We start from the raw sequence: 22,566 nt of genomic DNA, 5'->3' as shown, positions 1-22,566 counted from the left end.
GTTACGCGAACCGCATGACCTCGCTGTAGACGGTCTTGGAATCGTCGAAGGTGCGCGACGAGACCGTCAGGGTCGCGTACGCCACCGCGTCGACGCTGCCGATGCAGCCCTCGATGCTCACGCGCTTCTCACCGAACCGCACGCCGAAGTTCTCGCCGTCCTTCGGCTTGTCGATCTTCTTGGTGCCCACCGGCAGATAGACGATGGCGCCCGGGGCCGTCTTGATGACCTGGTTCTGCGTCAGGCCCAGCGAGCCGCCGACGCCCACGAGGGCCGCTCCGGCCGCCGGGATGCTGCCTGCGATCGCGCCGCCGGCGCCGATCGTCTGATTACTCCCGATCCACGACTCGAATCCGCCGTCCTTGACTCCACAGGCCACCACGTAGCCGACCTCGACGGAGGCGGACTCGACGCCCGCACCACTCGCGAGGACGGTGGACTCCGCCTTGCCGTCCACGTACGCGAGCCGGGACTTGTTGTCGCCCGCGAGCGGAGGGAACAGCTTGGCCTTGAGATCCTTGAGCGCGATCTTCGCGCGAAGGCCCTCCGGCGAGCTCACCGTCTGCGTAGCCCCCTTCACCGGTCCGGACGGGTTCTGCGGGGTGATCTGCGCGGAGGCGGGCCCCACCGACATCACCGAAACAGCGCAGGCCGCAGCGACCGCAGCCGCCATGCCGATCTTGATTCGACGCACTCTTCGACTCCCTCTATCCACGATCTCCATTGAGTATGCAAAAGGAAACCATGCCGACGAGTATTTGCCAAGTCAAATCTCGAAACGGCGTCGGATTTGCGACCCGGAACACATGGTGACGCCGTGAATGGCCGGCTTCTTCATCGACGCGACACGACGCCTTCATGAGATCTACATACTCTCACCTGGGTATACCGTCGAACACTCAGAGAACATCAGATAACTTACGCGAATCGGCCCGACGCCACCACAGAACCGCACATCATGATGTGTCAAAACAAATATTGAGGTGGACGCGATGCGCACCCGCCTCAATATTCGTTATTCTACATCCCTGAAGATGTCCATCGGCACAGCTCAGGACCATCGTCTCGCACGCCGCACGCCCGCCGCAGCAGGGCGGCGCGGACTCGATCAGAGCCGTTCGATGATGGTGACGTTCGCGGTGCCACCGCCCTCGCACATGGTCTGGAGACCGTACCGTCCGCCCCGCCGATCGAGCTCGTGCAGCAACGTGGTCATGAGCTTGGCACCGGTGGCGCCCAGCGGGTGCCCCAGCGCGATTCCGCCGCCGTTGACGTTGACCTTCTCGTGCGGGATGCCCAGCTCGTCCATCCAGGCCAGCGGCACGGAGGCGAAGGCCTCGTTGCACTCGAAGAGGTCGATGTCGGCGACGCTCAGCCCCGTCTTCTGCAGCGCGTACTGCGTGGCGGGGATCGGGCCGGTGAGCATCCACACCGGGTCCGCCGCGCGGACCGAGATGTGATGGATCCGTGCGCGCGGCGTCAGGCCGTGCCGCTGCACGAAGTCCGCGGACGCCACCATGACGGCGGCGGCACCGTCGGCGATCTGGCTCGCCACCGCAGCGGTGATCGCGGACCCCTCCGCGAGCGGGGCGAGCCCGGCCATCTTCTCGAGAGTCGTTCCGCGTCGCGGTGTCTCATCGACGGCGAAGCCCTCGACCGGAGCGATCTCGGCCTCGAACCGCCCCTCGTCGATCGCGGCGATCGCCCGCTCATGGCTCGCGAGCGCGAACTCCTCCATCCGGGACCGGGAGACGCCCCACTTGGTCGCGATCATGTCGGCGCTGGTGAACTGCGAGACCTCGACATCGCCGTACCGCTCACGCCACCCGACCGAGCCGGAGAAGGGATCGTCGAAGCCGTACTCGCGCCCGGCGAGCATCGCGGCGCTGATCGGGATCGCGCTCATGTTCTGCACGCCGGCCGCGACCACCGCGTCGGCGGTGCCCGAGAGCACAGCCTGCGCGGCGAAGTGGACCGACTGCTGGCTCGAACCGCACTGCCGGTCGACGGTGACTCCGGGAACCTGCTCGGGCAGACCAGCCGCGAGCCACGACGTCCGGGCGATGTTGCCCGACTGCGGACCGATGGTGTCGCAGCAGCCCATGATGACGTCGTCGACGAGCTCGGGGTCGACGCCGGAGCGGAGGACGGAGGCGCGCAGGATATGGGCCCCGAGGTCGGCGGAGTGCACCGTCGACAGGGATCCTCCGCGCTTGCCGGCGGGCGTGCGCACCGCGTCGAGGATGTACGCGCCGGGCGCGAGATCGGTCATGACTGCTCCTTGTCAGGGCTGGCGATCCCGTGTTCGAGGATCGTGAGGTATTGATCGGCCACCGTTCCCACGGGCAGCTGGCCGCCAGGTCGGTACCACCGGACCGCGACCCAGACGGTGTCGCGGAGGAAGCGATAGGTGACGTCGACGTCGAGATCCGCGCGGAAGTCACCGGATTCGATGCCCCGGGCGATGATGCCCCGCCACATGGTGCGGAACTCCAGGAGGTAGTCCGCGATGTAGGCGAACCGCGCGTGCTGTGCGAGCACCCGCGCCTCCGCCTGGTAGATCGCAACGGCGTCGGGCCGTGCGTCGATGGCCTCGAACGAGGCGATCACACAGCCGCGCAGCTGCTTCCGCGGGTCGTCGACGTCGGCGAGCACCGCACGGTAGGCGCCGAAGAGCTCGTCGAGGAAGACCCGCAGGATCTCGTCGACCATCGACTCCTTGGAGTCGAAGTGGTGGTACAGGCTGCCCGACAGGATGCCGGCGGCATCGGCGATGTCGCGCACCGTCGTGGCGCGGTAGCCGTTCTCGGCGAACAGCTTCGCGCTCAGGGCGAGGACCTCCGCGCGACGCGCGGACGGGTCCGGCTTAGGCATGCCGACTGCTCACGGAGACCACCTCGAAGGGCATGGTGGGAGGGCACTGACTACGCATGCTGACTGCTCACGGAGACCACCTCGCCGGTCATGTACGAACTGTAATCGGAGGCGAGGAAGACGATCACGTTCGCGACCTCCCAGGGCTCGGCCGCCCGACCGAAGACCTCGCGGCGGGAGAGCTCGTCGAGCAGTTCGTCGGAGGTGACCTTGGCGAGGAAGGCGTGCATGGCGATGCTCGGGGAGACGGCGTTGATCCGGACGCCGTGCGGCGCGGCGTCCACCGCGGAGCAGCGGGTCAGCGCCATCACCCCCGCCTTGGCGGCGGCGTAGTGCGCCTGCTCTGCCTGGGCGCGCCAGCCGATCACGGAGGCGTTGTTGACGATCACACCGCCCCCGCCCTGCGCGATGAACCGGTTGATCGCGGCGCGAGTGGCGCGGAAGGTGCCGGTCAGGGTGACATCGAGAACACGGGACCACTGCTCATCGGTCATGTCCTGCACCGCGACGCTGCCGCCGAGTCCGGCGTTGTTGACCAAGACGTCGATCCGGCCGTAGCGCTCCGCGGCACCGTCGAGCAGGGCCTGGACCTGTTCCTCGACGGTTACATCGCAGGTGATCGCGTGCACACGGTCACCGAACTCGGCGGCCAACTCGTCGCGCTTCTCGCCGAGCCGGCGCTCGTGCCAATCGGAGATCACGACACTGCCGCCCTCCTCGAGGCAGCGGCGCGCCGTGGCCGAGCCGATGCCCGTGCCGGCGGCCGCGGTGACCACGACGACCTTGCCGTCGAGGAGGTTGCGGCCCTGGGGATATTGGGGCGCGGGGATGGCGTTCATGGGCGGGCCTCTCTGGGCAGGCCGAGCACGCGCTCGGCGATGATGTTGCGCTGAATCTCGTTGGAGCCGCCGTAGATCGTGTCGGCTCGCGTGAACAGGTAGAGGCGCTGCCAGTCGTCCAATTCGACGCTGCCGGAGGCGGCAGATCCGGCGCCGTCGGCGAGTAGTCCAGAGGCGCCGCGCACCGTCATCGCGATCTCGCCGAGCCGGCGATGCCAGTTGGCCCAGAGCAGCTTGGCGACTTCGGCGGTGCCGGTCTCGGCGGACCCGAGGGTGCGCAGCGCGTGCGCCCGCATCACATCGAGTTCGGTCCAGGCACGACGGAGCGCATCCGCGACGTCGGGCCGATCGGCGGCGCCGCCGTCGAGCGCGAGGTCGGTGAGCTTCTGCAGTTCGCGCCGGAAGCCGATCTGCTGTCCCAGGGTGGCCACGCCCCGCTCGAAGGCGAGCGTTCCCATAGCGACCCGCCAGCCCTCGCCGGGCGTCCCGACCACGTTGGCGGCGGCGGTGCGCGCACCGTCGAAGAAGACCTCGTTGAACTCCGAGGTGCCGGTGAGCTGAACGATGGGCCGGACCTCGATGCCGGGCTGGTCCATGGGGACGAGCAGGTACGACAGGCCCTTGTGGCGGGCGGAACCCGGTTCGGTGCGCGCCACCACGAAGCACCAGTCGGCGACGTGCGCGAGCGAGGTCCACACCTTCTGACCGGAGATCACCCATTCGTCGTCCTCGAGCCGCGCGGTGGTGCCGACGTTCGCCAGGTCGGAGCCGGCGCCGGGCTCGGAATAGCCTTGGCACCACAGCTCGCGGACGTCGCGGATGGCGGGCAGGAAGCGGGCCTTCTGCTCGTCGGTGCCGAAGGCGATGAGAGTGGGGCCGAGCAGTTCCTGGCCCAGGTGGGAGACCTTGGCCGGAGCGCCGGCGCGGGCGTACTCCTCGTGGAAGATCACCTGCTGCGCGAGGCTCGCTCCGCCGCCGCCGTTCTCGGCCGGCCAGCCGATGCAGTTGAGTCCGGCCGCAGCGAGGTGCCGCTCCCAGGCGATGCGCTCGTCGAAGAACTCGTGCTCGCGACCGGGGCCGCCGGCGCCGCGGAGCCCGGCGAACTCGCCCGACAGGTTGGTCGCGAGCCAGTCGCGGATCCGCGCCCGGAATTCCGCGTCCGTCTCACCGCTCGCCGTGGCCACGGCACTCCCTTCGCCATTCCACCAAGCAATTGCTTGGTGGAATCAGGTTACACAGACTCGACTCGCACTGTAACGTGTTCTACCAAGCACTTGCTAGGCAGAAGGGTTTGCGCATGTCACGCACCATCGCAGCGGCTCTGCGCGACGCCGCCGCGCGCTTCGCGGAGCACACCGCCGTGGTCGACGGCGACCTCCGGATCGGCTACGCCGACCTCCACGACCGTGCGCGCGACGTCGCCCGCGCGCTCCTCGCCGACGGTGTCGGCCGCGGCGACCGGATCGCCGTCTGCGCACCGAACGGCCACGAGTGGATCGAGGCGGCGCTCGGCGCGGCGTACATCGGTGCCGTGTTGGTGCCCGTCAACACGCGCTACACCGGTCCCGAGATCGTGGACCTGCTCACGCGCACTCGAGCGCGGGCCTTCGTGGTGGCGGGCCCGTTCCTCGGCGTCGACCGCCTCGATCTCGTCGTCGAGACCGCGGGCGGCCTTCCCTCGGACATCGTGACCGTCCTCCGCCTCCCCGAGTGGGACGCGGTGCCGGCCCGGGGCGCGCAGATCACCGACGCTCGACTCGACGAGGCCGCCGCTGCCGTGACACCGGACGACCCGTCGGACATCTTCTTCACCTCCGGCACGTCCGGCCGGAGTAAGGGCGCGATGAGCACCCACGCGCAGACCCTCGCGAACGCGGCGAACTGGGCGGAACTCGTCGGAGTCACCGATGCCGACCGCTACCTGATCCTGAGCCCCTTCTTCCACATCTTCGGCTACAAGGCAGGCATCCTCGCGGCACTGCAGAGAGGCGCGGCGATCTACCCGGCGCAGACCTTCGACGTCGCGGCGGCCTTCGAACTCATCCAGCGGGAACGCATCTCGATCCTTCCCGGAGTGCCGACCGTGCACCAGATGATGCTCGACCACCCGGATCGGTCTCGGTACGACCTGTCCAGCCTGCGCGCCGCCACGACGGGGGCGGCCACGATCCCCGTCGTGCTGATCGAGCGCATGCGCACGGAACTGTACGAGCGCGTGCTCACCGCCTACGGCCTGTCGGAGGCCCCCGTCGTCACGATGTGCCGCGCGGACGACGCCCCCGAGGTGATCGCCACGACGTCCGGGCGGGCCGTCCGCGACATGGAGGTGCGCGTCGCGGACGACGGCGAGATCCTGGTGCGCGGCCCGAACGTGATCGCCGAGTACTTCGAGGATCCCGAGGCCACGGCCAAGGCCTTCGACGCGGACGGATGGTTCCACACCGGCGACGCCGGCTCCATGGACGAGGCCGGGAACCTGCGGATCACCGACCGCATCAAGGACATGTTCACCAACGGCGGCTTCAACGTCTACCCCGCCGAGATCGAGCAGGTGATCGCGCGGATCCCCGGCGTCTCGGAGAGCGCCGTCGTCGGCGTGCCCGAGCCACGCCTCGGAGAAGTGGGCAAGGCCTTCGTCGTGCTCGCCGGCGGCCGCACGATGACCGAGGACGCCGTGATCGAGCACTGCCGGCAGTACCTGGCCAACTTCAAAGTCCCCCGCAGCGTGGAGTTCGTGAGCGAGCTACCGCGCAACGCGACCGGAAAGGTGCTCAAGCGCGTCCTGCGCGGCGAGCCCGCCCCTGCAGCAGGAGAGAAGCGATGACCGACAGCACGCCCCACGCCGACACGCCCGCCGAGCAGGAGGTGGTGACCTACGAGGTGCGCGGCCCCGTCGCCGTGGTCACCATGAACCGGCCCGAGTACCGTAACGCGCAGAACTCGGCGATGACCTACGCCCTCGACGCCGCCTTCGTGCGCGCTGTGGAGGACCCCGCCGTCAAGGTGATCGTGCTCGCGGGCAACGGGAAGCACTTCTCGGCCGGCCACGACATCGGTACGCCGGGCCGCGATGTGGACCAGCACTTCGAGAACAAGGCCGTGCTGTGGTGGGACCACGTGGGCCGCGAGGGCGGCGATCAGCGCTTCGCCCGCGAATCCGAGGTGTACCTCGGCATGTGCCGACGGTGGCGGGAGATCCCCAAGCCCGTGATCGCCTCGGTGCAGGGCGCGTGCATCGCGGGCGCGCTCATGCTGGCGTGGTCGTGCGATCTCATCGTGGCGTCGGACGACGCCTTCTTCTCTGATCCCGTGGTGCGCATGGGTATCCCCGGCGTCGAGTACTTCGCGCATCCCTGGGTCATGGGACCGCGCGCGGCCAAGGAGTTCCTGTTCACGGGCGATCGCTTCTCGGCGCAGCAGGCCAAGGAATGGGGCATGGTGAACCGGGTCGTCCCGCGCGGCGAGCTCGAGGAGGAGACGCTGGCCCTCGCGGAGCGGATCGCGGACATGCCGAGTTTCGGTCTGGCACTGACCAAGAAGGCCGTCAACCAGTGCGAGGACCTCATGGGCATGCGCGCCGGGATGGACTCCGTCTTCGGCCTGCATCACTTCGCGCACGCGCACAACGCCGAGGTCTCGGGCGGCGACTCGCTGGGCGGGCAGAGCGCCAAGTCGATGGCGTCCGGCGCACGGAAGGCGGAGTAGGCCGGTGGATCTCGAGTTCGACGACGCAGTCGTCGCCTTCCGCGACGAGGTGCGCGCCTGGCTCGCGGCGAACGTCCCCGCCGAGCCCCTCCCGTCCTTCGACACCGCGGAGGGATTCGCGGCGCACCGCGCCTGGGAGGCGACGCTCGCCGACGCCGGTTACGCCGCGGTCTCCTGGCCCGCGGAGTTCGGCGGCCGCGACGCGTCACTGCTGCAGTGGGTGGTCTTCGAGGAGGAGTACTACGCGGCGGGGGCTCCGCTGCGGGTGAACCAGAACGGACTGTTCATGCTGGCGCCCACGCTGTTCAGTCACGGAACCGACGAGCAACGTGCGCGGATCCTGCCCGCGATGGCGCGGTCGGAGCGGGTCTGGGCACAGGCCTGGTCGGAGCCGGAGGCGGGCAGCGACATCGCCTCGCTGCGCTCCACCGCGACGCGGGTGGACGGCGGCTGGAAGCTGTCGGGCCAGAAGACCTGGAGCTCGCGCGCCGCCTTCGCCGACGGCGCCTTCGGCCTGTTCCGCAGTGAGCCGGGCTCCGAGCGACACCGCGGACTGACGTACCTCATGTTCGATCTGCGCGCCCCCGGCGTCACCGTCCGCCCCATCCCGCAGCTCGACGGCGAGCCGGGCTTCGCGGAGATCTTCCTCGACGAGGTCTTCGTGCCGGACGCCGACGTGATCGGCGAGCCCGGCCAGGGCTGGCGCGTCGCGATGACGACGGCGAACAACGAGCGCGGCCTGTCGCTGCGCAGTCCCGGACGATTCCTCTCGGCCGCGGACGCCCTCGTCGACCTGTGGGAGCGCGAGGACGGCGACACCGGCAGCGCGACGGCGCAGCGCGTCGCGGACGCCTGGATCGGCGCCCGCGCCTACCAGCTCTACACCTTCGGCACCGTCACCCGCCTGCAGGACGGCGGCGAGCTCGGCCCCGAATCCAGCGTGAACAAGCTGTTCTGGAGCCACCTCGACGTGGCGCTGCACGAGACCGCCTTGGATGTGCTCGGTCCGCTCGGCGAGCTCACCGGCGATGCGGCCCCGGACGCGGGACGCTGGCCCGCGGGATACCTCTTCTCCCTGGCGGGCCCGATCTACGGCGGCACCGACCAGATCCAGCGCAACACCATCGCCGAGCGTCTCCTCGGCCTACCCCGGGGAGCCCGATGAGATTCGCACCGTCGCAGGAGAACCAGGCCTTCGGACAGTCGCTCGACGATCTGCTCTCGCGGGCCGGTGTCGTGGCCGCGGCACGCGCGTGGGCCGCCGGCGACAGCGCGCCCGGCCGCACGGTCTGGGCGGCGCTCGCCGACCTCGGTGTGACCGGCCTGGCCATCGCCGAGGAGCAGGGTGGCGTCGGCGCCGACGCCACCGACCTGGCCGTCGCCTTCCAGGCGCTCGGCTACCACGGCGTCCCCGGGCCGGTCGTCGAGTCGATCGCGGTCCTCCCCGCCGTCCTCGGTGACGACGCGCGCCTCGAAGCCCTCGCGGGCGGCGCGGTCGGCACCGTCGCCCTGGCGCCCCGCACTCCGTTCCTGCTCGACGCCGACATCGCGGATCTGCGCGTCGTCGTGACGCCGGACGGCACCGTCGGAGAGGTGGGCGCACCGTCGACTCCGGTACGCACCTCGGTCGACCGCACGCGGCGACTGTTCGACGCGCCGCCCACTGCCGGCGGGGTGCCCGGCGACCGCGCGCGCGGCGAACTACTGGGCGCCTTCGCCGTGGCCGCGCAGGCGCTCGGCGCCGGACGGCGGCTGCTGGACGACACCGTCGAATACGCGAAGGCGCGCGCGCAGTACGGCAGGGCGATCGGCGAGTACCAGGCGATCAAGCACCTCCTCGCGGACGTGGCGACGCGGCTGGAACTGGCGGCGCCGCTGGTGCAGGGCGCGGCGGTGGCGCTGTCCGGAGACGCCTCGCGCGGCGTCGATCTGGATCCCGTCCGCGATGTCGCGGCCGCGCGCGTGGCCGCGGCGGACGCCGCGTACCTCGCCGCACGCACCGCCCTGCAGGTGCACGGTGCGATCGGCTACACCGCCGAGTACGACCTCGGCCTGTGGATCACCAAGGTGCGGGCGCTGCAGTCGGCGTGGGGCACCCAGGCCGAGCACCGAGCGACGGTGCTCGAGTCGGTCCGGAAGGCGGCGCGATGAGCTCGGAACTGGATGATCTGGCGGGCGCGGTCCGCAGCGTGATCGAGCGCCGCTGGTCGCCGGCCGCCCTGCGCGCCGCGATCGACTCGCCGTCGGGGTTCGACGGTGACCTCTGGTCCGTACTGTGCGAGCAGGTGGGCGTGGCGGCGCTCGCGGTTCCCGAAGCGCACGACGGGGTGGGCGCCGGGGTGCGAGCGCTCCAGGTGGTCGCCGAGGAACTGGGCCGTCACCTGATCCCGTCGCCCTTCCTGGGATCCTCCGTGCTCGCGACCACCCTGCTCGCCGAGACCGACGAGGCCGAACTGCTGGCGGGACTCGCCGGCGGCGAGCGGATCGCCGCGGTCGCCTTCGCCGGCGAGGACTTCGCCGCGCGTCCGATCACCGCGGCCGGCGGCACACTCTCGGGGACCGCGCGATTCGTGCTCGACGGCGACCTCGCCGACGACCTGCTCGTGATCGCCGGTGACGAGCTCTACCTCGTCGACGGCGCCGCCGCGGCGCGACGGCACACCCCGTCGATGGACCCGACGCGGCGATTCGCGGAGGTCGCGCTCGACGGCGCACCGGCCCGACTGCTCCCGGATCGGGCGTCCGCGGCCCTGGCGCGGGCCCTCGACACGGCCTGCGCGGTGCTCGCCGCCGAGCAGGCCGGGGCGGCGGCGCGGGCGCTGGAGATCACCGTCGAATACACGGGCTCCCGCGTGCAGTTCGGCCGGCCCATCGGCTCCTTCCAGGCGCTCAAGCACCGGATGGCGGACCTGTACGTGCTCGTGGAATCGGCGCGCTCGGCGGCCCTGGCGGCCGGCGACGCGCTCGACCGCGGCGACGAGGACGCCGCGCTCGCCGTCGCGACGGCGAAGTCCTACTGCTCGGAGGCCTTCAGCACCGTCGCCGCGGAGATGATCCAGCTGCACGGCGGCATCGGCATCACGTGGGAGCACGACGCGCACCTGTACTTCAAGCGCGCGCACTCCTCGTCGCAGCTGTTCGGCGATCCGGCGCACCATCTCGCCCGCCGGGAGCTCACGCACTCCTGAAACATGTTCTTGCCGGGCCCCGGTCCACACGGTACTTTCGTAGACGAACTACTTGCGAAAGGAAACGCGGATGACGAACAGTGCCCGCACGGACGGCGACACCTGGACGATCACCACCAGCGTCGGCTTCACAGCGCTACTGGTGGCCGCGGCCCGGGCGGTGGAGACGGAGCGCCCCGACGCCCTCGCCCAGGATCCGTACGCCCGGATCTTCCTCGAGGCGGCGGGCGATCCGCGCGCCGTCGCGCTGGCCGACGCCGGTGACAGCGCGGGCAATCCGATGGCCGCGACGCGGCACCTCGGCGTCCGCACGCGCTTCTTCGACGATGTCGTCCGGGACGCCGTCACCGCGGATATCCGACAGATCGTGATTCTCGCGGCCGGCCTGGATTCCCGCGCCTACCGGCTCGACCTGCCGGCGGGCACCGTCGTCTACGAACTCGACCAGCCCGAGGTGCTGGCCTTCAAGGAGGAGGCCCTCGACGCGCACGGGGCGCACCCGGCCGCGGGGCTGCGGCACGTCCCCGTCGACCTGCGCGACGATTGGCCCGCGGCGCTGCGCTCCGCCGGTTTCGACGGTGCCGCGCCCACCGTCTGGCTGGTCGAGGGCCTGCTTCCCTACCTGCCCGCCGCGGCGCAGGCCCTGCTCTTCGAGCGGATCGTGGAACTCTCCGCGCCGGGGAGCCTGGTGGCGGTCGAGGGCCAGATCGGCCCGCTCGACCTCGACGGTTTCCGCGCCATCACCGAGAAGTACTCGCAGGAGGGCAACCCCCTGGGCGACTTCGATGTGACCTCCCTCTTCGTCGCGGACGAGGACCGCGCCGATCCGGCGGAGTTCCTGACCGCACACGGATGGAGCGTGGTGCGCGCGGGGAATCCCGTGGAACTCGGCCGCGGCTACGGCGTGCAGGACACGGTTCCCGCGGACGCGCAGCTCCTCTCCGGCACCATCGGCTACTTCACCGCGACGCTCGCCGGCTGAGTCACCGTGCGGTGGTGTGGTACTCCGGGTTCGGCCGCATGTCGATCGCCGAGGCCAGCCGGTTGGTCATGTTGAAGAATGCCGCGGTGTTCGCGATGTCGTAGACGTCGCGGTCGGTGAAGCCCGCGTCGCGCAGCCGCTGCCGATCGGCCTCGTCGAGCTTCGACGGGGCCTCGGTGATCTTCTCGGCGAAGTCCAGCATCGCGCGCTGCTTCGGCGGCAGGTCCGCGGCCCGGAAGTTCATCACCAGCATCTCTCCGAGCACCGGATCGCGCGAGAGCTCGCGCACGGCGGCGCCGTGCGCGGTGAGGCAGTAGAAGCACTTGTTCACGGACGAGACGACCACCGCGATCATCTCGCGCTCCAGCTTCGTCAGGCCGGAGTCGCCGAGCATCAGATCGTTGTAGGTGTCGCTGAACGCACGCAGTTTCACCTCGTCGAAGGCGAGCGACTGCAGGACGTTCGGCACCATGCCGAGCTTCTCCCGGCAGATGTCGAAGTACTTGCGGGTTCCCTCGCTCAGCTCCCCCGCGGGCAGGTCCAGTGCGGTGATCCGGTCGGTCATGTGGTCTCCTCGTGCGTACGCCGGTGCCCTCCCTGACTACCAGGGAGGGCACTGCGCCACGGCGATTCGATCAGATCCAGTCGTCGCCGACCGGCCAGGTGAGGAACGAGTCGAGGGACAGAGCACGGGGCAGCGCCTCGCCGGGGTCGGTCACCGTCTGGGTGTAGCGCCCCTTGTAGAACAGCAGCGGCCGCCCCGCGTTCGGCGCGCTCAGTTCGAGCACGCGGCCGATCACGATGTGGTGGTCGCCGCCGTCGTGCACGGTCTCGACGGCGCAGTCGATCCAGCTCAGCGCACCGTCGAGCAGGGGCGACCCGGACCGCGAGGGCTTCCAGTCGACGGCACCGAACTTGTCCGGATGGCGCGAGCCGAAGACCGAGCTGACGTCCTGCTGCCCCTCGCCGAGGACGTTCACGGCGAACCGGCCGGTGCGTTCGATGGTGCGCCAGGCGCCCGAGGTCTTCATGGGGCAGAACAGGACCAGGGGCGGGTCGAGCGAGAGGGCGGAGAAGGACTGGCACGCGAAGCCGACGGGCCCCTCCTCGTCGGCCGCGGTGATGACCGTGACGCCGGTGCAGAAGTGCCCCATGGCCGTCCGGTAGTCGAGGGGTTCGATCGGCCCCACGACCTCTGCTGCCGTCATCACTGCTCCTTGAAACCGATGGAGAAGTCGTGACCCCAGAGGCTGACCGCGGTGGACTCCCGCGCGATCCAGTCGTCGTTCTCGACTTCGAGTCCCTCGCAGCCGAACTCGATGTCGAAGCCGCCCGGGGTCTTCATGTAGAAGGACAGCATCTTGTCGTTGATGTGCCGGCCCAGGGTCGCGGACATCTTGACCTTTTTGCGGTTCGCGCGGTCGAGACACAGCCCGACGTCGTCGGAGTTCTCCACCTCCACCATGAGGTGGACGATCCCCGTGGGGTTGGGCAGCGGCAGGAAGGCGAGTGCGTGGTGGCGCGGGTTGCAGCCGTAGAAGCGAAGCCACGCCGGGTCGCCGTCGGCCGGCCGGCCGACCATCTGCGGCGGTAGGCGCATCGAGTCGCGCAGCCGGAAGCCGAGGACACCCTGGTAGAACTCCTGTGCGGCAGCGTCATCGGTGCACGTGAGCACGACGTGGCCGAGCCCCTGCTCGCCCGTGACGAACCTGTGACCGTAGGGGCTGACGAACCGGCGGCCGAGGTACTGCGCGCCGTGGAAGGCCTCGAGCGTGTTGCCGGCGGGGTCCTGGAAGCGGATCAGCCCCTCGACACGTCGCTCGGCCTTCTCGTCCTTGGTTCCCTCCTCGAAGGAGACGCCCGCCGCGGTGAGGGTGTCGCGCAGTTCCTGCAGCCCGAGGGCGTCGGTGACCTCCCAGCCGGACACCAGGAGACGATCCTTCTCGCCGGGCACGATCACCAGCCGGGCGGCGAAATCGTCCATGCGCAAGTAGAGGGAGTCGGGGTCGTTGCCCGTGCCCTCCATCATCCCGAGCACCTTGAGCCCGTACTCCCGCCAGGCCGCCATGTCGGTGGCCTCGATGCGCATGTACCCGAGCGCCTTGATCGCCATCTACCTACTTCTCCCTTTCAGCCGGCCAGGAAATCGGCCGTGAGCCGGTTGAACTCGTCGAACTTCTCCAGCTGCGCCCAGTGGCCGCACTGGCCGAAGACGTGCAGCTGGGCGCGGGGGATCTGCTTGAGCGCGAGGAGGGCGCCGTCGAGCGGATTGACCCGGTCCTCGCGACCCCAGATCATCAGCACGGGCTGGCGCAGCTTGTAGGCGTCGCGCCAGAGCATGCCCTTCTCGTAGTCCGCGGAGGCGAAGGACTTGCCCATGGCCTTGAACGCGGCGATCGCCTCGGGATCGAGCGCGAGCTCGAAACGCTCATCGATGAGCTCGGGCGTGATCATCTTCTGGTCGAAGACCATGATCCGCAGGAAGTCCTCCAGCCGCTCCTTGCTGGGCGCGGCGTAGAACTTCTGCAGCGTGCGCAGGCCCTCCGTGGGGTCGGGCGCGAAGGTGTTCACGCTCAGGCCGCCCGGCCCCATCAGCACGAGCCGGCCCGCGCGCTCCGGGAAATCGAGCGCGAACCGCACCGACGTGCCGCCGCCCAGCGAATTGCCCACCAGGTGCACGCGTCCGGTGATGCCGAGGGAATCGAGCAGGCCGGCGAGCGCCGTCGCGCTGTGCACGAAGTACTGCGGGTGCTCGGTCGGCTTGTCCGACCGGCCGAAGCCCGGCTGGTCGACGGCGAGCACGTGGAAGCGCTCCGCCAGCACCGGGATGTTGCGACCGAAGTTGCTCCACGAGGAGACACCGGGGCCGCTGCCGTGCAGCAGGACGACGGTGCCATTGGCACGGTTCTCCTCGCCGGCCTCGTGGTAGTGCAGCGTCAGACCCGCTGCGGTGGTGGCGAACTTCCCCTCTTTGAGGACGTCCACATCGACGCCTGTCACGACTAGACCATCCCGTCCATGACGGGCAGGCCGAACTCGCCGGTGCCGAACATCTTGTAGGCGCGCTCGGGATCGTTGGCGGCGTGCACGCGGCCCGCGTGGGCGTCGCGCCAGAACCGCTGGATCGGCGTACCCTCGGCCAGCGCACGGCCACCCGAGTTCTCGAACATGCGGTCCACAGCGAAGATCGCGCGCTCGGTGCCGCGCACCTGATCGCGACGGACCTTCAGGCGCAGGTTGAACGGGATCTTCTCGCCGGCCTTGACCAGCGCGTACTCCTCGTTGATGTTGGAGATCAGCTGGAGCCACGCCGCATCGATCTCGCTGCCCGCCTCGGCCACGCGGACCATGGCGAACGGATCCTCCTTCGCGGACTCGCCGGCGTAGGCGGCGCGCACGCGCTTGCGCTGGTGCTCGACGTGCGCGTCGTAGGCGCCCTGCGCCATGCCGATGATCGGCGCCGTGATCGTGGACGGATGCACCGATCCGAAGGGCATCTTATACAGCGGGCTGGTGTTGACCTCCTGGCCCGGGCCCTTGCACTTGCTGACCAGCTGGAAGCTGAGTGCACGGTGCTCGGGGACGAAGACGTCGTCGACGACGATGTCGTTGCTGCCGGTGCCGCGGAGGCCGACGGTGCGCCAGACGTCGTTGATGGTGTAGTCGCTGATCGGGACGAGGTAGGTCAGGAAGTCGACCGGCTTGCCGTCCTTGAAGGCGGGGCCGCCGAGCAGCGCCCAGGTGCCGTGGTCGCAGCCCGAGGAGAAGCTCCACTTGCCGGAGAGCCGGTAGCCGCCCTCGACGATCTCCGACTTGCCCATGGGCGCGTAGGACGAGGAGATGAGCGTGTCCTGATCCTCACCCCACACCTCCTGCTGGGCGCGGTCGTCGAACAGCGCGACGTTCCACGGGTGGATGCCGAGGATGGAGGAGACCCAGCCGGTGGAGCCGCAGGCGCCGGCCAGCATCTTGACGGCGGTGTAGAAGGCCTCGGGCTCCGCCTCGAAGCCGCCGTAACGCTTGGGCTGCAGCAGCCGGAAGAAGCCGCTCTTCTGCAGCGCCTTGATGGACTCGGCCGGGATCCGGCGCGCGTCCTCCGTCTCCTGCGCCCGGTCCCGGAGTGTGGGCAGCAGCTCCGCCACTTCCGCCAACACCGCGTCGACGCTCTGATCGCTCATCTTTCCTCGCCTTCTACGACCATCTGGCGAACACCGAAGCCCGCCGCTGGAACCGATACTAGAACACGTTCTCATTTTCTGGCGCGAAACGCTACATCAAAGGTTCGGATCGGCCTATCTTGCCGTTGTAACCGGTTCCGAGACAGCCCGAGGAGAGCCATGCCCGACAGCCGCCGCCCGATCCCCGCCCCCGAGGTCCCCGCCTGGGACTTCGAGGCCGACGTCGTGATCGCCGGGTACGGGATCGCCGGGGTCTGCGCGGCGATCGAGGCGGCCCGCGCCGGCGCCGACGTGCTGGTGCTCGACCGGACCGGCGGATGGGGCGGCGCGGCCGCGCTCTCCGGCGGATGGATCTACCTCGGCGGCGGCACCCCGTTGCAGCGGGCTCTCGGTTTCGAGGACAGCGCGGAGAACATGGAGTCCTTCATGACCGCGGCCCTCGGCCCCGGCGTCGACGCGGCGAAGATCCACGCCTACGCGCACGGCAGCGTCGAGCACTTCGACTGGCTGACCGAGTGCGGCGTGGTCTTCAAGGAGGAGTTCTGGGGCGAGCCCGGGTGGGAGGTGCCCCACGACGAGGGCCTGGGCTACTCCGGCGGCGAGAACGCGGCGCCCTTCGCCACGATCGCGACGCCCGCGCCGCGCGGGCACGTCCCGCAGATGGCCGACAAGCGCACCGGGGTGCGCGGCGCCGGCTACATGCTGATGAAGCCGCTGGTCGAGACGGCCGAGGCGCTCGGTGTCCGGGCCGAGTACGACATCCGCGCACAGGCGCTGGTGACCGGCACGGACGGCCGGGTCGAGGGGCTCGCCGCCCGGCGGTTCGGCAAGGACGTGCACGTACGGGCCCGACGGGGCGTCGTCCTCGCGACCGGCAGCTTCGCCTACAACGCGGAGATGATCGAGACCTACGCGCCGCGGCTCATCGGCCGGCCCGCGGCCGCGATCGAGGAGCACGACGGTGCCGGGATCCTCATGGCGCAGGCCGCGGGCGCCGCGCTCGCGCACATGGATGCCACCGAGGTGGCCTTCTTCGGCGATCCGCAGATGATGGCCCGCGGCATCCTGGTCAACGGCCGGGGCCAGCGCTTCATCGCGGAGGACACCTACGGCGGCCGGATAGGTCAGGCGGTCCTGATCCAGCAGGACAACGCCGCGTACCTGGTGATGGACATGGACGCGCACGAGGAGGCGCTGGCCACCGAGACCTCGACTCCGTACTTCCGGCAGCCGCCGACGTGGGCGGCGGAGACCGTCGCGGAACTCGAGGCCGACATGGGCCTGCCCACCGGGGCGCTGACCGCCACCGTCGACACCTACAACCGGCACGCGACCGACGGCGCCGATCCCGTCCTGCACAAGAAGCCGCAGTGGGTGCGGCCGCTGCACGGGCCGGTGGCCGCGTGGGACATGCGCGGCTTCACCGCGGGCTTCACCCTCGGCGGGCTGCGCACGGACGTCGACTCCCGGGTGCTCCACGTCGACGGCGCACCCATCCCCGGGCTGTACGCCGCCGGCCGGTGCACGTCCGGGGTGTGCGCGGGCGGGTACGCGAGTGGGACGAGCCTCGGCGACGGGAGTTTCTTCGGCCGTCGCGCGGGAGTCGCCGCCGCAACGGGGTAGCGGTTGGATTTGCGTTCGCCTCACGAGACGTACGCCGCCGACCTCGGCATCATCGGGGACGCGCAGTACACCGCGGATTCGCCATCCCGGAGAGAAGTGGTGGCACCGAATGCCCACCGCCGCATCGTGACTGACGCCCGGTACCACCCCGTTGTGTTCGGTGCGAACGCTGCGAAGATGCCGGTATGAATGCGACCGATTCCGCCGCATCCGCCACTCGGCGAGCGGGGCGCCCAGCATGACGCACCGCGTCGACAAGTCCGGTTCGGCACGCATCGGCGGCTTCACGGGCCGCGTGCTCGCGATCGCCGCCGCGACCGCGCTGTGCGTCGCGGCGATCGCCGTCACGGTGAGCATGTGCAGCGCACCGTCGAAGGGTCCGCGTCCCGTCACCGCCCCCTCCGGCTCCACGCCGTCGACGGAGGTCGTGGCGAGCACGGCCCCGTCGAGCCCCGCGCCGACCACCGGCGTGCCCTCGTCGCCGCCCAGCCCCGTCGCGCCGCCGCCGACGACCGCCGTCGCGCCGCCCGCGCCCACCACCGCGGCTGCGCCCGTCCGCACCGCACCCCGCACGACGACCGCGCCGGCCACTCCGCGGTGCACGCCGCAGTCGAAGTGGGTCTTCCGCCCCAGCACCGGGACGTACGAGCGGATCACCCTCCCCTGCTGACCGCCTGAGCGGTCTCCCTCCCGGGCTGCGGCGCCGCGTGCGTCGCAGCCCGAACAGCGCCGAACCCTGGCGACTGGAACCTGTTCTAGTCTATGCTGCAGTCGTAGCACGTACCTGCTGCCCATCGGCGCAGGTGAAGCTAGAGAACTTGTTTCATCAGCGAGGAGAGTCGATGACGGCGGAGACCACCGAATACGACGTGATCGTGGTGGGGAGCGGCGCGGCGGGCATGACCGCCGCGCTCAAGGCGGCGGACACCGGGCTCAGCGTCCTGGTCGTGGAGAAGGCGGCGCACTACGGCGGTTCGACGGCCCGCTCCGGCGGCGGCGTCTGGGTGCCCGGCAACGAGTCGCTCGTGAAGGCCGGGATCAAGGACACCCCCGACGAGGCGCGCAAGTACCTGCACTCGATCATCGGCGACGTGGTGCCGGCGGAGCGGATCGACACCTACATCGATCGCGGCCCCGAGGTGATCTCGATGGTGCACCGGATGAGCCCGCTGGAGCTCACCTGGGTACCGGGCTACTCCGACTACTACCCCGAGGCGCCGGGCGGTCGCGCGCACGGCCGCTCCTGCGAGCCGAAGCCCTTCGACGGCAAGCAGCTCGGTGACGAGCTGAAGAACCTGGAGCCGGACTACACCAAGGCCCCCATGAATCTGGTGGTCACGCAGGCCGACTTCAAGTGGCTCAACCTGATCATGCGCCACCCGAAGGGCGTGGCGCGCGCGCTGCGCGTCGGTGGGCGCTACTACTTCGCCAAGGCCAAGGGGAAGCATCTCCTCGGCCGCGGCCAGGCGCTGATCGCCGCGCTGCGGGTGGGCCTGCAGCGGGCGAACGTTCCGCTGTGGCTGAACACGCCGCTGGTCTCGCTGCAGCAGGACGGCGACGGGCGCGTCACCGGCGTCACCGTCGAACGCGACGGGCAACAGCTGGCGCTCACGGCGCGACGCGGGGTGATCCTCGCGGCCGGCGGCTTCGAGTCCAGCGCCGAGATGCGGGCGCAGTACCAGCGCCAGCCCATCGGCACCGAGTGGACCAACGGCGTGCCCGCCAACACGGGCGACGCGATCCGCGCCGGCCAGGCGGCGGGAGGCGCGCTCGAGTTCATGGACGACGCCTGGTGGGGCCCGTCGATCCAGCTGCCCAAGATGGCGTGGTTCGCGCTCTCCGAGCGTTCGCTGCCCGGCAGCCTCATGGTCAACACGTCGGGCGAGCGCTTCGTCAACGAGTCGGCGCCCTACGTCGAGGCCGTGCATGCGATGTACGGCGGCGAGTACGGCCAGGGCGAGGGCCCGGGCGAGAACGTACCCGCGTGGCTCGTCTTCGATCAGCGCTACCGCAACCGGTACCTCTTCGCGGGCCAGAGCCCGCGGCAGCCGTTGCCGAAGCGCTGGTTCGAGTCCGGCTGCATGGTGCGGGCGAGCAGCCTCGCCGAGCTCGCCGAGAAGATGAACGTGCCCGCGGACGCGCTGACGGCCACCGTCGAGAAGTTCAACGGTTTCGCCCGGGCAGGCCGCGACGAGGACTTCCATCGCGGCGAGAGCGCCTACGACCACTACTACGGCGATCCGCGCAACAAGCCGAATCCCAGTCTGGCCGAACTGTCGACCGGGCCGTTCTACGCTGCACGTATGGTTCCCGGCGATCTCGGCACCAAGGGCGGCCTGCGCACCGACGTGGCCGGCCGGGTCCAGCGCGCCGACGGCACCGTGATCGAAGGCCTGTACGCCGCCGGCAACACCAGTTCGCCCGTCATGGGCCACACCTACGCGGGCCCGGGCGCCACCATCGGCCCCGCGATGGTCTTCGCCTACCTCGCCGTCGAGGACATGGCCCGTCAGGAAACAGCCCCCGCGGCGACAGCCCCCGCCCGCGCGGAAGAGGAGATCTCATGAGCACCCACACCGAGCCCGACGCGCGGCTGATCGACAGCGGCTCCGCGCCCACCCGGTACGCCCGCGGCTGGCACTGCATCGGCCTGCTGAAGGACTTCGCCGACGGGAAGCCGCACGCCGTCGAAGCATTCGGCACCAAGCTCGTGGTCTTCGCCGGCGAGGACGGCACGGTGAACGTACTCGACGGGTACTGCCGGCACATGGGCGGCGACCTGACCCAGGGCACCGTCAAGGGCAACGAGATCGCCTGCCCGTTCCACGACTGGCGCTGGGGCGGCGACGGCAAGTGCAAGGCGATCCCGTACGCCAAACGCGTTCCGCTGCGCGCTCGCACCCGCACCTGGCCCACGATGATCGAGAACGACCAGGTCTTCATCTGGCACGACGTCGAGAACTCCAAGCCCCCTGCGGAACTCGCCATCCCCAAGATCGACGGTGACGTCGACGGGCCCGAGTGGTCGAACTGGGTGTGGAACGAGATCGTCATCGAGAACAGCAACTGCCGCGAGATCGTCGACAACGTGGTCGACATGCCGCACTTCTTCTACATCCACTACGGCCTGCCCACGTACTTCAAGAACGTCTTCGACGGGCACATCGCCTCGCAGTACCTGGACACCAAGGGCCGCAACGACGTCGTCGACATCGGCCTGGCCGGCGGCGACGACGTGCTGCTCAAGTCCGAGGCGCACTACTTCGGACCGTCGTACATGATCAACTACCTGCACAACGACTACAAGGGCTTTCTGATCGAGAACATCCTGATCAACTGCCACTACCCGATCGATCAGAACTCGTTCAAACTCATGTACGGCGTGAAGGTCAAGAAGCTGCCCGGCTTCGACGACGAGAAGTCGGACTACCTGGCCGGCAAGTTCGCCAAGAACGTGGGCCTGGGTTTCCTGCAGGACGTGGAGATCTGGAAGAACAAAACCCGTATCGACAACCCGCTGCTGTGCGAGGAGGACGGCCCCGTCTACCAGCTGCGCCGCTGGTACGAGCAGTTCTACGTCGATGCGGCGGACGTCACGGAGGATATGACGCAGCGCTTCGAGTTCGAGATCGACACCTCCCATGCCGTCGAGGCGTGGGAGGCCGAGGTCGCCGAGAACATCGCGCGCCAGGCCGCCGAGAAGTCGGCCGCGGGCTCCGATTCCGGGTCGGCGGAGGCCTGATCCCATGCCGTCTACCGTGACGATGTTCGGCGAGCCGGTGACGATGCCGTCGACGGTGACCGACCGCGAGGGCTTCCTCACCGACGGGTACGTCCCGCTCGCGTGCGGAACCTGCGGCGTCGCGGTGCAGGTCAAGAAGAACAGCCGCGAACAGACATCGATCCAGTGGTGCGGTTCCGCCTCGCAGTGCGAGGTGTTCGCCGCCGACGGCGCCGGCACCGCCCTGCGGCCCACGTGCCCACGACTGATGGAATCGATCGCCCGCGCGGCGAAACTCGGCACGGTGCCCGTGCCCGAGTCCGGTCCCCAGGAGGAGAGTCCCTAAGGTGAGCATCCACCGACTGCTGGTCGCCAAGGTGGTCGCGGAGACGCACGACGCGCACTCGATCGAGTTCGAGGTGCCCGAGGAATCCGCGGACCTGTTCCGCTACAAGCCCGGCCAGTTCCTCACATTGCGCGTCCCCAGCGATCAGACCGGTTCCGTGGCCCGGTGCTACTCGCTGTGCAGCGCGCCGCACGACGAAGGGCCGCTGCGCGTGGCGGTCAAGCGCACCACCGAGGGCTACGCGTCGAACTGGCTGTGCGACAACGCGACGCCCGGCATGGAGATCGACGTACTGGTGCCCGCCGGCATCTTCACGCCGAAGTCCGTGGACGTGGACATGGTGCTCTTCGCAGGCGGCAGCGGCATCACACCGATCCTGTCGATCCTGCGCTCGGTGCTGGAGACCGGCACCGGATCCGTGGCGCTGATCTACGCCAACCGCGATGCGCAGTCGGTGATCTTCGCCTCCGCGCTGGCCGAGCTCACCCGGAAGTACCCCGAACGGCTGGTCGTGGTGCACTGGCTCGAATCGGTGCAGGGCCTGCCCAGCGCCGCGAACCTCGCCGCGCTGGCCGCGCCCTACGCCTCGCGCGAGGTCTTCGTCTGCGGGCCGGGTCCGTTCATGGACGCCGTCTCGGAGGCCATGAGCTCGTTGGGCAAGGCCCGCCGCGAGGTGCACATCGAGAAGTTCCGCTCCTTGCCGCGCAATCCCTTCGAGGTGGAGGCCGCGCAGGAGGAGGCGGAGGAGAAGGCCGCGATCGCCGAGGCCGAGGAACTCCCGGTCGAGGACACTCCCGCCCCCGCCCCCGCGGACGATGGGGGCACCGTCACCGTCGAACTGGACGGGAAGACCACCGAGCTCGCGTGGCCCGCGGAGAAGAAGCTGCTGGACGTGATGCTCGAAGCGGGCATCGACGCGCCGTACTCGTGCCGCGAGGGCGCTTGCAGCGCCTGTGCGTGCCGCCTCGTCGACGGGGACGTCGAGCTCGCCCACAACGAGGTCCTCGATCAGGAGGACCTCGACGACGGCCTCATCCTCGCCTGCCAGTCGATGCGCCGCAGCGCGGCCGTGCACATCACCTACGAATAGACCATCGAAGACCTACCGCC

22 protein-coding genes are annotated in these 22,566 nt (G+C 69.8%); 12 read left to right on the top strand and 10 right to left on the bottom strand.

What is annotated here, in order from left to right:
• Nucleotide 1: 1 nt before the first annotated feature.
• The 5 genes from FK268_RS11510 to FK268_RS11490 form a co-directional block, all read right to left on the bottom strand.
• Nucleotides 2–694, bottom strand: coding sequence for an MspA family porin (locus FK268_RS11510; protein WP_146434072.1), 693 nt, complete (start codon nucleotides 692–694; stop codon nucleotides 2–4).
• A gap of 414 nt (nucleotides 695–1,108) precedes the next feature.
• Complete coding sequence (locus tag FK268_RS11505; RefSeq protein ID WP_146434070.1) at nucleotides 1,109–2,272, bottom strand: acetyl-CoA C-acetyltransferase; 1,164 nt, start codon at nucleotides 2,270–2,272, stop codon at nucleotides 1,109–1,111.
• Nucleotides 2,269–2,874, bottom strand: a complete 606-nt coding sequence (locus FK268_RS11500; protein WP_146434068.1) for a TetR/AcrR family transcriptional regulator — start codon at nucleotides 2,872–2,874, stop codon at nucleotides 2,269–2,271. The genes FK268_RS11505 and FK268_RS11500 overlap by 4 nt, the downstream gene beginning before the upstream one ends.
• A 50-nt stretch (nucleotides 2,875–2,924) precedes the next feature.
• Complete coding sequence (locus FK268_RS11495) at nucleotides 2,925–3,713, bottom strand: SDR family oxidoreductase (protein ID WP_146434066.1); 789 nt, start codon at nucleotides 3,711–3,713, stop codon at nucleotides 2,925–2,927.
• The gene (locus tag FK268_RS11490; protein ID WP_146434064.1) at nucleotides 3,710–4,897 is read right to left on the bottom strand and encodes an acyl-CoA dehydrogenase family protein; all 1,188 of its coding nucleotides are present in this window, start codon (nucleotides 4,895–4,897) and stop codon (nucleotides 3,710–3,712) included. Before FK268_RS11490 ends, FK268_RS11495 begins: the two co-directional genes overlap by 4 nt.
• A 113-nt stretch (nucleotides 4,898–5,010) precedes the next feature.
• Between FK268_RS11490 and FK268_RS11485 the strand changes: the two genes are divergently transcribed.
• From FK268_RS11485 to FK268_RS11460, 6 genes are all read left to right on the top strand, one after another.
• Nucleotides 5,011–6,537, top strand: a complete 1,527-nt coding sequence (locus FK268_RS11485) for a FadD3 family acyl-CoA ligase (protein WP_146434062.1) — start codon at nucleotides 5,011–5,013, stop codon at nucleotides 6,535–6,537.
• On the top strand, nucleotides 6,534–7,418 hold the full coding sequence (locus FK268_RS11480) for an enoyl-CoA hydratase (protein ID WP_193560272.1): 885 nt from the start codon (nucleotides 6,534–6,536) through the stop codon (nucleotides 7,416–7,418). The genes FK268_RS11485 and FK268_RS11480 overlap by 4 nt, the downstream gene beginning before the upstream one ends.
• 4 nt (nucleotides 7,419–7,422) lie before the next feature.
• Entirely contained in the window at nucleotides 7,423–8,583 is a 1,161-nt protein-coding gene (locus FK268_RS11475) for an acyl-CoA dehydrogenase family protein (protein WP_146434060.1), read from the top strand.
• Nucleotides 8,580–9,569: an acyl-CoA dehydrogenase family protein gene (locus FK268_RS11470; protein ID WP_146434058.1), complete on the top strand. Its 990-nt coding sequence runs from the start codon at nucleotides 8,580–8,582 to the stop codon at nucleotides 9,567–9,569. The genes FK268_RS11475 and FK268_RS11470 overlap by 4 nt, the downstream gene beginning before the upstream one ends.
• A complete protein-coding gene (locus FK268_RS11465; protein ID WP_146434056.1) occupies nucleotides 9,566–10,606 on the top strand; it encodes an acyl-CoA dehydrogenase family protein in 1,041 nt (346 codons plus the stop codon). The genes FK268_RS11470 and FK268_RS11465 overlap by 4 nt, the downstream gene beginning before the upstream one ends.
• 70 nt (nucleotides 10,607–10,676) lie before the next feature.
• Nucleotides 10,677–11,588 (top strand): SAM-dependent methyltransferase, encoded by a 912-nt coding sequence (locus FK268_RS11460; RefSeq protein ID WP_146434055.1) that lies wholly within the window; start codon nucleotides 10,677–10,679, stop codon nucleotides 11,586–11,588.
• A 1-nt stretch (nucleotide 11,589) separates the two neighbouring features.
• Here FK268_RS11460 and FK268_RS11455 read toward each other — a convergent pair whose 3' ends face one another.
• The 5 genes from FK268_RS11455 to hsaA form a co-directional block, all read right to left on the bottom strand.
• On the bottom strand, nucleotides 11,590–12,153 hold the full coding sequence (locus FK268_RS11455) for a peroxidase-related enzyme (protein ID WP_146434054.1): 564 nt from the start codon (nucleotides 12,151–12,153) through the stop codon (nucleotides 11,590–11,592).
• 70 nt (nucleotides 12,154–12,223) lie between these two features.
• Nucleotides 12,224–12,796, bottom strand: coding sequence for a 3-hydroxy-9,10-secoandrosta-1,3,5(10)-triene-9,17-dione monooxygenase reductase subunit (gene hsaB, locus FK268_RS11450; RefSeq protein ID WP_146434047.1), 573 nt, complete (start codon nucleotides 12,794–12,796; stop codon nucleotides 12,224–12,226).
• Nucleotides 12,796–13,701: an iron-dependent extradiol dioxygenase HsaC gene (hsaC, locus tag FK268_RS11445; protein WP_146434046.1), complete on the bottom strand. Its 906-nt coding sequence runs from the start codon at nucleotides 13,699–13,701 to the stop codon at nucleotides 12,796–12,798. The genes hsaB and hsaC overlap by 1 nt, the downstream gene beginning before the upstream one ends.
• A 17-nt stretch (nucleotides 13,702–13,718) precedes the next feature.
• Nucleotides 13,719–14,588, bottom strand: a complete 870-nt coding sequence (gene hsaD / locus FK268_RS11440; protein WP_146434045.1) for a 4,5:9,10-diseco-3-hydroxy-5,9,17-trioxoandrosta-1(10),2-diene-4-oate hydrolase — start codon at nucleotides 14,586–14,588, stop codon at nucleotides 13,719–13,721.
• 2 nt (nucleotides 14,589–14,590) lie between these two features.
• Nucleotides 14,591–15,766, bottom strand: coding sequence for a 3-hydroxy-9,10-secoandrosta-1,3,5(10)-triene-9,17-dione monooxygenase oxygenase subunit (gene hsaA / locus FK268_RS11435; protein ID WP_146434044.1), 1,176 nt, complete (start codon nucleotides 15,764–15,766; stop codon nucleotides 14,591–14,593).
• A gap of 159 nt (nucleotides 15,767–15,925) precedes the next feature.
• Here hsaA and FK268_RS11430 point away from each other — a divergent pair, with 159 nt between their 5' ends.
• The 6 genes from FK268_RS11430 (at nucleotide 15,926) to FK268_RS11405 (ending at nucleotide 22,546) form a co-directional block, all read left to right on the top strand.
• On the top strand, nucleotides 15,926–17,389 hold the full coding sequence (locus tag FK268_RS11430; RefSeq protein WP_146434043.1) for an FAD-dependent oxidoreductase: 1,464 nt from the start codon (nucleotides 15,926–15,928) through the stop codon (nucleotides 17,387–17,389).
• Nucleotides 17,390–17,627: 238 nt separating this feature from the next.
• Complete coding sequence (locus tag FK268_RS11425) at nucleotides 17,628–18,059, top strand: hypothetical protein (protein ID WP_146434042.1); 432 nt, start codon at nucleotides 17,628–17,630, stop codon at nucleotides 18,057–18,059.
• A 172-nt stretch (nucleotides 18,060–18,231) separates the two neighbouring features.
• A complete protein-coding gene (gene kstD, locus FK268_RS11420; RefSeq protein ID WP_146434041.1) occupies nucleotides 18,232–19,956 on the top strand; it encodes a 3-oxosteroid 1-dehydrogenase in 1,725 nt (574 codons plus the stop codon).
• Nucleotides 19,953–21,131: a 3-ketosteroid-9-alpha-monooxygenase, oxygenase component gene (locus FK268_RS11415; RefSeq protein ID WP_146434040.1), complete on the top strand. Its 1,179-nt coding sequence runs from the start codon at nucleotides 19,953–19,955 to the stop codon at nucleotides 21,129–21,131. The genes kstD and FK268_RS11415 overlap by 4 nt, the downstream gene beginning before the upstream one ends.
• Nucleotides 21,132–21,135: 4 nt before the next feature.
• Nucleotides 21,136–21,456 carry a hypothetical protein gene (locus tag FK268_RS11410; protein WP_205124474.1) on the top strand — a complete coding sequence of 107 codons (321 nt, stop codon included), beginning with the start codon at nucleotides 21,136–21,138 and terminating at the stop codon, nucleotides 21,454–21,456.
• 1 nt (nucleotide 21,457) lies between these two features.
• On the top strand, nucleotides 21,458–22,546 hold the full coding sequence (locus FK268_RS11405) for a ferredoxin--NADP reductase (protein WP_146434039.1): 1,089 nt from the start codon (nucleotides 21,458–21,460) through the stop codon (nucleotides 22,544–22,546).
• The last annotated feature ends 20 nt before the right edge of the window (nucleotides 22,547–22,566 follow it).

Origin of the sequence: Tsukamurella sputi, from assembly GCF_007858445.1 — a bacterium.
Lineage (GTDB): Bacteria > Actinomycetota > Actinomycetes > Mycobacteriales > Mycobacteriaceae > Tsukamurella > Tsukamurella sputi.
Note: the sequence above shows the minus strand (reverse complement) of the source record. Positions and strands in the feature narration are given on the sequence as shown.

What these genes read in the sequence shown, in the direction of transcription:
- FK268_RS11505 (WP_146434070.1), bottom strand. Translation starts at nt 2,272, where the DNA reads ATGACCGATCTCGCGCCCGGCGCGTACATCCTCGACGCGGTGCGCACG.
- FK268_RS11500 (WP_146434068.1), bottom strand. Translation starts at nt 2,874, where the DNA reads ATGCCTAAGCCGGACCCGTCCGCGCGTCGCGCGGAGGTCCTCGCCCTG.
- FK268_RS11495 (WP_146434066.1), bottom strand. Translation starts at nt 3,713, where the DNA reads ATGAACGCCATCCCCGCGCCCCAATATCCCCAGGGCCGCAACCTCCTC.
- FK268_RS11485 (WP_146434062.1), top strand. Translation starts at nt 5,011, where the DNA reads ATGTCACGCACCATCGCAGCGGCTCTGCGCGACGCCGCCGCGCGCTTC.
- FK268_RS11480 (WP_193560272.1), top strand. Translation starts at nt 6,534, where the DNA reads ATGACCGACAGCACGCCCCACGCCGACACGCCCGCCGAGCAGGAGGTG.
- FK268_RS11470 (WP_146434058.1), top strand. Translation starts at nt 8,580, where the DNA reads ATGAGATTCGCACCGTCGCAGGAGAACCAGGCCTTCGGACAGTCGCTC.
- FK268_RS11465 (WP_146434056.1), top strand. Translation starts at nt 9,566, where the DNA reads ATGAGCTCGGAACTGGATGATCTGGCGGGCGCGGTCCGCAGCGTGATC.
- FK268_RS11460 (WP_146434055.1), top strand. Translation starts at nt 10,677, where the DNA reads ATGACGAACAGTGCCCGCACGGACGGCGACACCTGGACGATCACCACC.
- FK268_RS11455 (WP_146434054.1), bottom strand. Translation starts at nt 12,153, where the DNA reads ATGACCGACCGGATCACCGCACTGGACCTGCCCGCGGGGGAGCTGAGC.
- hsaB (WP_146434047.1), bottom strand. Translation starts at nt 12,796, where the DNA reads ATGACGGCAGCAGAGGTCGTGGGGCCGATCGAACCCCTCGACTACCGG.
- hsaC (WP_146434046.1), bottom strand. Translation starts at nt 13,701, where the DNA reads ATGGCGATCAAGGCGCTCGGGTACATGCGCATCGAGGCCACCGACATG.
- hsaA (WP_146434044.1), bottom strand. Translation starts at nt 15,766, where the DNA reads ATGAGCGATCAGAGCGTCGACGCGGTGTTGGCGGAAGTGGCGGAGCTG.
- FK268_RS11430 (WP_146434043.1), top strand. Translation starts at nt 15,926, where the DNA reads ATGCCCGACAGCCGCCGCCCGATCCCCGCCCCCGAGGTCCCCGCCTGG.
- FK268_RS11425 (WP_146434042.1), top strand. Translation starts at nt 17,628, where the DNA reads ATGACGCACCGCGTCGACAAGTCCGGTTCGGCACGCATCGGCGGCTTC.
- kstD (WP_146434041.1), top strand. Translation starts at nt 18,232, where the DNA reads ATGACGGCGGAGACCACCGAATACGACGTGATCGTGGTGGGGAGCGGC.
- FK268_RS11415 (WP_146434040.1), top strand. Translation starts at nt 19,953, where the DNA reads ATGAGCACCCACACCGAGCCCGACGCGCGGCTGATCGACAGCGGCTCC.
- FK268_RS11410 (WP_205124474.1), top strand. Translation starts at nt 21,136, where the DNA reads ATGCCGTCTACCGTGACGATGTTCGGCGAGCCGGTGACGATGCCGTCG.